Annotated in this window: 12 protein-coding genes; 11 read left to right on the plus strand and 1 reads right to left on the minus strand. The window is 68.9% G+C overall.

Annotated elements, in window-relative coordinates; genetic code table 11:
* Positions 1-67: 67 nt before the first annotated feature.
* The 10 genes from J1C73_RS32855 (at position 68) to J1C73_RS32900 (ending at position 5,854) form a co-directional block, all read left to right on the plus strand.
* Positions 68-529, plus strand: coding sequence for a gas vesicle structural protein GvpA (locus J1C73_RS32855; RefSeq protein WP_123460927.1), 462 nt, complete (start codon positions 68-70; stop codon positions 527-529).
* A 2-nt stretch (positions 530-531) separates the two neighbouring features.
* Positions 532-1,281 (plus strand): GvpL/GvpF family gas vesicle protein, encoded by a 750-nt coding sequence (locus J1C73_RS32860; protein WP_207319565.1) that lies wholly within the window; start codon positions 532-534, stop codon positions 1,279-1,281.
* Between the two features lies 1 nt (position 1,282).
* A complete protein-coding gene (locus J1C73_RS32865) occupies positions 1,283-1,537 on the plus strand; it encodes a gas vesicle protein GvpG (protein ID WP_207319557.1) in 255 nt (84 codons plus the stop codon).
* Positions 1,538-1,544: 7 nt separating this feature from the next.
* The gene (locus tag J1C73_RS32870) at positions 1,545-2,429 is read left to right on the plus strand and encodes a histone protein (protein WP_207319558.1); all 885 of its coding nucleotides are present in this window, start codon (positions 1,545-1,547) and stop codon (positions 2,427-2,429) included.
* Positions 2,430-2,435: 6 nt separating this feature from the next.
* Complete coding sequence (locus tag J1C73_RS32875) at positions 2,436-3,584, plus strand: SRPBCC family protein (protein WP_207319559.1); 1,149 nt, start codon at positions 2,436-2,438, stop codon at positions 3,582-3,584.
* The gene (locus J1C73_RS32880; protein WP_207319560.1) at positions 3,577-3,915 is read left to right on the plus strand and encodes a gas vesicle protein; all 339 of its coding nucleotides are present in this window, start codon (positions 3,577-3,579) and stop codon (positions 3,913-3,915) included. Before J1C73_RS32875 ends, J1C73_RS32880 begins: the two co-directional genes overlap by 8 nt.
* Positions 3,916-3,936: 21 nt before the next feature.
* Complete coding sequence (locus J1C73_RS32885; protein WP_207319561.1) at positions 3,937-4,755, plus strand: GvpL/GvpF family gas vesicle protein; 819 nt, start codon at positions 3,937-3,939, stop codon at positions 4,753-4,755.
* A 3-nt stretch (positions 4,756-4,758) separates the two neighbouring features.
* On the plus strand, positions 4,759-4,986 hold the full coding sequence (locus tag J1C73_RS32890; RefSeq protein WP_123460933.1) for a gas vesicle protein: 228 nt from the start codon (positions 4,759-4,761) through the stop codon (positions 4,984-4,986).
* The gene (locus tag J1C73_RS32895) at positions 4,983-5,261 is read left to right on the plus strand and encodes a gas vesicle protein K (protein WP_123460934.1); all 279 of its coding nucleotides are present in this window, start codon (positions 4,983-4,985) and stop codon (positions 5,259-5,261) included. Before J1C73_RS32890 ends, J1C73_RS32895 begins: the two co-directional genes overlap by 4 nt.
* Positions 5,262-5,398: 137 nt before the next feature.
* Positions 5,399-5,854, plus strand: a complete 456-nt coding sequence (locus tag J1C73_RS32900; protein ID WP_207319562.1) for an Asp23/Gls24 family envelope stress response protein — start codon at positions 5,399-5,401, stop codon at positions 5,852-5,854.
* 71 nt (positions 5,855-5,925) lie between these two features.
* Here the strand turns inward: J1C73_RS32900 and J1C73_RS32905 are convergent, their stop codons facing one another.
* On the minus strand, positions 5,926-6,918 hold the full coding sequence (locus J1C73_RS32905) for a GlxA family transcriptional regulator (protein WP_207319563.1): 993 nt from the start codon (positions 6,916-6,918) through the stop codon (positions 5,926-5,928).
* A 141-nt stretch (positions 6,919-7,059) separates the two neighbouring features.
* Here J1C73_RS32905 and J1C73_RS32910 point away from each other — a divergent pair, with 141 nt between their 5' ends.
* A complete protein-coding gene (locus J1C73_RS32910) occupies positions 7,060-8,283 on the plus strand; it encodes an MFS transporter (protein ID WP_207319564.1) in 1,224 nt (407 codons plus the stop codon).
* Positions 8,284-8,301 lie beyond the last annotated feature (18 nt).

Below are 8,301 nucleotides of genomic sequence, written 5' to 3' on the forward strand. Positions count from 1 at the left end.
CCGCCGGTACCGGCGGGGTTCCGCCGACGAATGACCGTGTTCGCTCCCCCTGCTGGAAGGACATTCCATGAGCGCGACCACTTACTCCGACGAGGTAGTGGCCTGCCCGCCGCGCGCCGGCACGCTGTACGACGTACTGGAATTGATTCTTGACCGCGGCATGGTGATCGACGTATTCATCCGGGTGTCGCTCGTCGGCATCGAGATCCTGAAGATCGACGCGCGCATCGTCGTCGCGAGTGTGGACACGTACCTCCGGTTCGCCGAGGCCTGCAACAGGCTCGACCTCGAACGCGATTCCGGCAGCACCACCGTCCCCGAGCTGCTCAGTGGCGGTGTGGCCAAGTCCGTCGGCAAGCGCAAGGTTCGTAAGGCCGCCGAGACCATGGGTGACACCGTGCGCAAGGCGGTGGGTGGCGGCGACGACAAGTCCGACGACGAGGACGAGGACGAGCAGCACGAACGCCCGAAGAAGCGGCGAGCCCCGGCCCGCAGCAGCCAGAGCCGGCGCCGACGCGTGGCGGCATGACCATGGCAGCCGACGGGGTCTACGTCTACGCCGTCATGCGCGCGGGAACGAAGCTCCCGAAGGGCATCGGCGGAGTGGGGTCCCCTCCTGCCGTCCTGCGGACCATCACCACGGGCGGGCTCGACGCGGTTGTCAGCGACGCGGCGCCCGGATTGCGCGCGCGACGCCGCGACCTGCTGGCGCACCAGGAACTGCTGATGCGCCTGGCGGACGAGGGGCCGGTGCTGCCCATGCGCTTCGGCATGGTCGCCCCTGACGAAGAGACCGTCCTGCGACAGCTGGCCGGCGCCGAAGCCGACCACGCCGCCACCCTGGAGCAGTTGTCCGGCCGCTTCGAGATCAACGTCAAAGCGCTTCCGGCGCAGAACGCGCTGGCCGCTCTCGTCGCCGAGGACAAGACCGTACGGCGGCTGCGCGAGGCGGTGCGAAGGCGCCCCGGCTACGAGGCCAGTCTCCGGCTGGGTGAAGCCGTCGCCGCAGCGCTCGCCCGCAGGGCGACAGCAGCCGGCCAGCGCGTTCTGCGGGAACTCACCCCCGGCTCCCGTGCCGTCGCGGCAGGACCTGAGGTTCCGGGCTGCGTGCTCAACGTGTCCTTCCTCGTCGAACGCGGCGCCAGTGAAACCTTCCTGGCGAACGCCCGGCACTTCGCGGACGCCCACCGGGACCACGTGGAGCTCCGCCTGGCCGGTCCGCTGCCCTGCTACAGCTTCGTCGGGCCCGAGGCCCGTTCCGTGCTCGTGGGCGGGGCGTGACATGGGGCTGATCACCGGCTTGCTCACGCTTCCCATCGCGCCTGTGCGCGGCGTGGTCTGGGTGGCGGAGAAGCTCAACGACGCCGCTGAGCGGGAGCTGCACGACCCTGCCGTACTGCGGGCGCAACTGGCCTTTCTCAACCAGGAATACGAATCCGGCGACATCACCCTGGAGGAATTCGAACGGCAAGAGGAACGGTTGCTTGACCGGCTGCATGCCGCACGGGTCGGCCCGGCACAGATCGATCAGAGGTGACGTGCTCATGGATGACCAGGCCAAGGTGACCCTGGCCGCCGCAGTAGTGGGCGGCTATGTGCTGGGTCGGACGAAGAAGGGGCGGCTTGCCCTGACCGTGGCGACGTACCTGGCCGGCAGACGGTTCGGCCTGGAACCCCGTCAGCTCGCCGCGGAGGGCATGCGCCGGCTGGGAGAGGTTCCCCAGTTCGCGGAACTGCAGGATCAGCTCAGGGGCGAGGTCCTCGACGCGGGACGCAAGGCGATGACCGCGGCGGCCAACCGAGGCGTGAGCTCGCTGGCCGATGCGATCGGCGACCGCACGGCCCGTCTCATCGAACCTCGGAAGGACGAGGGCGAAGAGGACGAGTACGAGGACGAGTACGAAGAGGCTCCGGACGGCGAGGGCGCGGAGTACGAGGACGAAGAAGAGTACGAGCCCGAAGGCGAAGAGGAGGAAGAGGAGGAAGAGGAAGAAGAGGAGCCCGAGGAGGGCGAAGACGAGGAAGAGGGTGAGGAGGAAGAGGAAGAGGAAGAGGAGCCCGAGGAAGAGCCGGAGAAGCCGCAGCCGAGGCATCGGCCCTCCCGGCGGACCCCGTCCCGGTCGGCCAGGAGCGGTGCTGACAAGGACTCCGGGGCGAAGAGGAGCGCGGCGAGGAAGAGCACGGCAAAGAAGGCGGCTCCCGCGAAGAAGACCGCGGCGAAGAAGGCCCCGGCCAAGAAGGCCCCGGCCAAGAAGACCGCTGCGAAGAAGACGGCCGCCAAGAAGACCGCGGCGAAGAAGGCGCCCCCGGCCAAGAAGACCGCGGCCAAGAAGACCGCTGCGAAGAAGACGGCGGCGAAGAAGACGGCCGCGAAGAAGACATCGCCGGGCAAGCGCACCGCATCCAAGCGTTCAAGCGGCCGGAGGTAGCGCGTCATGGCCAAGACGGAGAACAAGGAGCCCGAGGCAGACGAGGGCGAGGAAGAAGAGACGGGAATGGGCAGGCTCCGTGGCGAGCTGGGCAACTTCCTCAGCGCCCAGGTGGACAAGCTCTCCGAGAAGGCGGGCGAGAAGCTGACCGATGTCACGGGCCGGCTGACCGACGTCGCCGAGAACGGCGGAGAACTTCCCGCGATGGGTTCGCGCATCCTCAAGGGCGATTCGCCGGTGAAGGCGTTCGTCTCGGAGAAGGCGAAGGGTGTCAAGGACAACGTCGTGGACAAGGCCAAGGAGGCCTTCGGCGGAGGAAAGGGCAAGCGCAAATCGAGTGGCAGCAAGGTCATGAACATCATCGAGGTGCTCGATGTGGGCGTGCCCCTGCGTACGGCTTACGACTACTGGACTCAGTACGACCAGTTCAGCAGCTTCGCCAAGGGCGTGCGTGACGTCTCGATGGGCGATGAGATGACCAGCGACTGGAAGGTCAAGGTCGGGCCCTCCTCGCGCAGCTTCAAGGCGACCGTTCAGGAACAGGTGCCCGACGAACGGATCGTCTGGACGTCCGAGGGGGCGAAGGGCACCACGCGCGGCGCCGTGAGCTTCCACGAACTGGCCCCGAGCCTCACCCGCATCGTCCTGGTCGTCGAGTACTACCCGTCCGGGTTCTTCGAGAAGACGGGCAACCTCTGGCGTGCTCAGGGGCGCCGTATGCGACTGGACTTCAAGCACTTCCAGCGCTACGTCACCCTCACCGAGGAGGAGCCCGACGGGTGGCGCGGCGAGATCCGCGACGGAGAGGTCGTGGTGACCCACGAGGACGCCATGGAAGAGGAGGAGAACCAGAACGAGGACGAGGACGGCTATGAGGACGAGGACGAGGACGAGGAGGGCGGCGAAGAGGGGGACGACGAGGACGAGGACTACGAGGACGAGGACTACGACGACGACGAGGAACTGGTAGACGACGAGGACGAGGACGAGGACGAGGACGAGGACGAGGAAGAACCGGAGGAGGAAGAGGAAGAGGAAGAAGAACCGGAGGAGGAGGAAGAAGAACCGGAGGAGGAGGAAGAAGAGGAAGCCGCGCCTCCCCGCAAGCGGGCTGCCCGCGGCAAACGGTCATCGGGAAAGGCTCGTCGTGACTGATCTCGACTTCAGGCAGGGTGGCTACCCCGCCTCCGGGCCGCAGACCACGAATCTCGCCGACATCCTTGAGCGCGTCCTCGACAAGGGCATCGTGATCGCCGGAGACATCAAGATCGACCTCCTCGACATCGAGTTGCTCACGATCCGACTGCGCCTCTTCGTGGCCTCTGTTGATACCGCGAAGAAGGCCGGCATCGACTGGTGGGAGACCGATCCGGCGCTCAGCTCCCACGCGGCACGGAACGCCCTGGAGGACGAGAACCGTGAACTGCGCGCACGCCTGGACGCGCTTGAGTCCAAGTCCGAAGAAATGTCTACGTCCGAGAAGTGATCCGAGGGAGATCAGAGGCACATGACGGAGCGCAGCCCCCGGGCTTCGGATGCGAATGCCCTGTACGTGTACGCGGTCTGCCGGACCGAGGACCGGCTGCCTCTTGACGGAGTGCCCGGAGTCACGCGCGACGCACCCGTACGTCCTCTGTCGTTCGGGGCCCTGACGGCGATCGTGCAGACCGTTCGGGCGGCTGAGTTCACGGACGAGGCCTGGCAGGAACGTCTGGCGGACGAGCCGGAACTCGAACGGTACGCCCGTGCCCACCACGAGGTCGTGTCGGCGGTGGCCGCCCACGCGCCGACCGTTCCCCTGCCCCTGGCCACGCTGTACCACGGGGAGGACAGCGCCGGGCTCGCGCTGACCAAGGAGTCGGCCCGCTTTCACACCGCGCTGAAGCGCATCGCGCGGCATGCCGAATGGGGAGTGAAGGTGTACGCGGCCCACGCTCCCCAGCAGCGCGACAGCAGCCCGGCGGAGGAGCCGAAGGCAGCCGCGGGCCCGTCCCGTCCGGCTCCGGGAGCGGGCCGGGCCTATCTCGACCGCAAGAGGAACCTGCAGGCCCGGCGCGAGCAGCGCCAGGAGGACTCGCTGCGCGTCGCCGAAGCCGTGGACGCGGACATGAACCGCGTCGCCACCGCCTCCCGGCGGCTCCGGACGCACGGCCCGGCGGCAGCCGGGGACGACCGCCGCGTCCAGGTCCTCAACGCCACCTACCTGGTGGCCGAGCACCGGGCGGCGGAACTGGCCCTGCTCGCGGAGGCCCTGCGCGAACGGACCGGTGCGCAGATCGAGCTGTCCGGCCCCTGGGTCCCCTACTCCTTCGTCGGCGAGGTGTGAGCCGTGGCGCGCGACATCGTTCCGTGGGACAACCCCGGCCCTCTCTGCGGCCCCATCGGTGTACCGCTGGTCGACCTCCTGGACCGTGTCCTGGCGACCGGGGTGGTCGTCAGCGGGGATCTGGTCATCGCGATCGCCGATGTCCCGCTGGTACGCGTGTCGTTGCACGCCCTGCTGTCGTCGGTCAATGAACGCGTGCCCGCCCCCTGGGCGGACGGAGGGCCGTTGTGACGACTTCACGCGTCGACCTGGACTCGGAGAAGATGGGGCGCGACCTCGTCACCCTGGTCCTCACCGTGGTCGAGCTACTGCGTCAGCTGATGGAGCGCCAGGCGATCCGCCGCATCGAGCAGGGGGACCTCAGCGACGAGCAGACGGACGAGATCGGCACCACGCTCATGCTGCTCGACCAGCGCATGACAGAGCTGTGCGAGCAGCACGGTGTGCGTCCGGAGGACCTCAACCTCGACCTGGGCCCGCTCGGCACGCTGCTGCCCCGGGACTGACGGAAGATCCGCCGGCCGTCAGCCGAATGGCGGACGCCGGGGTTCCGGAGCACAGTGGAATGAGGGGCACAGGGCAGCGGAATTCGTCCGCCGTCCCCGATCTGCCCCCTCACGTAGGAACTCTGTGTGAGGCACTCATGGCGACGAACGACACTCTCGGCGGTACCGCACTGGGAACGGGAAATTCAGACGGGGGAACCCGTGGGACGACCACCATCGCAGACACCGTGGTCTCGACGATCGCGGGCATAGCCGTACGTGAGACCGACGGCATCCACTCCGTGGGCCGGGGCGCCTCGCGAGCGCTGGGGGCGGTCAAGGACAAGGTGTCCCGCTCCAACGATCCCGGCCGCGGGGTCAAGGTGGAGGTGGGTGAGAAGCAGGCAGCCGTCGACGTCGACATCGTCGTGGACTACGGCATCCCCATCCTGGAGGCCGCGAAGAACATCCGCACTCACGTGACGGACGCGGTCGAGACGATGACGGGCCTGGAAGTCGTCGAGATCAACATCAACGTGCTGGACGTCCATGTCCCGGGATCCGACGACGACGACGAATCGGACAGCGGACAGAAGAAGTCCCGCGTCCAGTGACGCGGCGAAGGGCCGACGGCGATCGCCGGCCCTTGGGACCTGCACGTTCTGGCCGGATCCAGGGGATGTCGCTAGCAGCGGTCTCCCACCGTCGCGCGGAACGTCCGGCGGTACATCGTCGGTGACACCCCCAGCGCCGCCTGGAGATGCTGCCGCAGTGAGGTGGGCGTGCCGAAGCCGGCGTCGCGGGCGACCTGGTCGATCGAGAGATCGGTGGACTCCAGCAGCTGACGCGCCCGTTCCACCCGCTGCTGGGTCAGCCACTGGACGGGACTGATCCCGACCTCCTCACGGAACCGGCGGGTGAACGTCCGTACGCTCATCGACTCCTGCTGCGCCATGTCGCGCAGCAGGATCGGCCGTTCCAGCCGCCCGAGCGCCCAGGCCCGTGCGGCGGTCGTCCCGGCGATCTGGGCGTCGGGGACCGGGCGCTGGATGTACTGCGCCTGGCCGCCGTCGCGGTGTGGCGGTACGACGGTGCGCCGGGCGACGTCGTTGGCGACGGCGGTGCCGTGGTCGCGGCGCACGATGTGCAGGCAGAGGTCGATCCCGGCGGCGACCCCGGCGGAGGTCAGGACGTCCCCGTCGTCGATGAACAGGACGTCGGGGTCGACCCGGACCGCCGGGAACAGCTTCTGGAAGTGGTCGGCGGAGGACCAGTGGGTGGTGGCGGGGCGGCCGTCGAGGTATCCGGCGGCGGCGAGGACGTAGCCACCGGTGCAGATGGAGACCATCCGGGTGCCGGGCCTGATGTGGGTGAACGCGGCCGCGAGTTCGTCGGTCAGCCGTCCCTCGGTGTAGACGGGGCCGAGTTCGTAGCTGGCGGGGATCACCACCGTGTCGGCGGTGGCGAGTGCCTCCGGACCGTGTTCGACGGTGATCGTGAAGTCCGCGTCGGTGCGGACCCGGCCGGGCGGGCGGATCGAACAGGTCACGACTTCGTAGAGTTTGCGGCCCCGGTTGAGCGGCTCGGATCCGAGTGAACGGCCGAATATCCTTTGGGGGATGCCCAGTTCGAAGGGCAGCAGCCCATCGAGGGCGAGGACGACGACTCGGTGTGGCACGGCGGACTCCCTTCACCACTAGCTGGTATAGACCATAAGCTGATACATGTCATCGGTGTGAAGGAAAAGTCAGCAGACCGCGCATGCATTCCCGCCGTGGACAGCGAGAGCGCTTTGCGCGATTCGCCCACCTTGCTCCCGTTGTCCCCGCTGCCGTCCCTGTCCCTCGGGCCCGACCGGCTCTGGACCCGCAACTTCCGGCTCTTCTTCGTCGCCCGTACCGCGGCGCTCTTCGGCGACGGGATGATCCCGGTGGCGCTCACCGCCGGCCTGCTGGGGGCGGGGCGACCGCACTCCTCGGTGGGGTACGCGCTGGCGGCCTGGATGGGGCCGCTGGCGCTGTTCGTGCTCTTCGGCGGCGTGCTGGCGGACCGGTTCACCCCGCGCCGGATGATGATCATCGCCGACGCGCTGCGGCTGATCGGCGCCTCGGCGCTCGCGGTCTCCTTCGCCGTCGGCAACCCGCCGCTGTGGGCGGTGTACTCGCTGAGCGCGGTGGCCGGCGTGGGGGCGGCGCTCTTCCAGCCGGGGGTCGCCTCGACCGTGCCGCGGGTGGCCAGGGACGTGCAGCGCGGCAATGCGGTGCTCCGCGTCTCCGAGGCGCTGATGACCATGGCGGGACCGGCGTTCGCGGGCGTGCTCGTCGGGCTGGCGAGCGCCGGCGCGGTCTACGCGGCGAACGCCTCGACGTTCCTGGTCTCCGGCATCTGCCTCTTCCTGCTGCGGCTTGCCCCGGCGCCGTCGGACGAGGCGGTGCGCGGCACGTTCGTCGCCGAACTGGTCGATGGATGGCACGAGTTCCGGGCGCGCAGCTGGCTGTGGGGGGTGATCGCGATCTGGACGGTGTACGGCTTCAGCGTGCTCGGTCCGATGCTCCCGCTGACCGCCGTCGAGGTCACCGAGGCGCACGGCTCGGGGACGTACGGCGCGATGATGGCGGTGAACGGCGCGGGCAGTGTCGTCGGCGGCCTGCTCGCCCTGCGGCTGCGGCCACGCCGCCCGCTGGCGGCGGGCGCCGTGGCCCTGACCGGGGTGTGCGTGAACCTGTTGGTGCTGGGGCTCGGGCTGCCCGTGTTCGCGCTGGGCGCCGGTCAGTTCATCGCGGGCTCGGCGTTCGCGTTCTGGCTGGTGATGTGGTCGACGACCGTCCAGACACACGTGCCGCCGGAGGCACTGAACCGGCTGCACGCGTACGACGTGGCCGGATCGCTGCTGATGCTGGCGGCGGGCCGGGCACTGGCGGGACCGGTCGCGGACCGGGTGGGCGCACCGGAGGTGCTGCTGGCCGGTGCGGTGATCAATATGCTGGCGGTGGGCGTGCTGCTGGCGGCCCGGCCGATCCGCCGGCTGGAGCGGATCGGGTGAGGGCACGGGGTGCGGGAA

Source organism: Streptomyces laculatispora, assembly GCF_017353455.1.
Classification (GTDB): domain Bacteria; phylum Actinomycetota; class Actinomycetes; order Streptomycetales; family Streptomycetaceae; genus Streptomyces; species Streptomyces laculatispora.

Excerpts from the sequence above, each read along its gene's own strand:
- J1C73_RS32855 (WP_123460927.1), top strand. The coding sequence starts at position 68 with ATGAGCGCGACCACTTACTCCGACGAGGTAGTGGCCTGCCCGCCGCGC.
- J1C73_RS32860 (WP_207319565.1), top strand. The coding sequence starts at position 532 with ATGGCAGCCGACGGGGTCTACGTCTACGCCGTCATGCGCGCGGGAACG.
- J1C73_RS32900 (WP_207319562.1), top strand. The coding sequence starts at position 5,399 with ATGGCGACGAACGACACTCTCGGCGGTACCGCACTGGGAACGGGAAAT.
- J1C73_RS32870 (WP_207319558.1), top strand. The coding sequence starts at position 1,545 with ATGGATGACCAGGCCAAGGTGACCCTGGCCGCCGCAGTAGTGGGCGGC.
- J1C73_RS32865 (WP_207319557.1), top strand. The coding sequence starts at position 1,283 with ATGGGGCTGATCACCGGCTTGCTCACGCTTCCCATCGCGCCTGTGCGC.
- J1C73_RS32875 (WP_207319559.1), top strand. The coding sequence starts at position 2,436 with ATGGCCAAGACGGAGAACAAGGAGCCCGAGGCAGACGAGGGCGAGGAA.
- J1C73_RS32885 (WP_207319561.1), top strand. The coding sequence starts at position 3,937 with ATGACGGAGCGCAGCCCCCGGGCTTCGGATGCGAATGCCCTGTACGTG.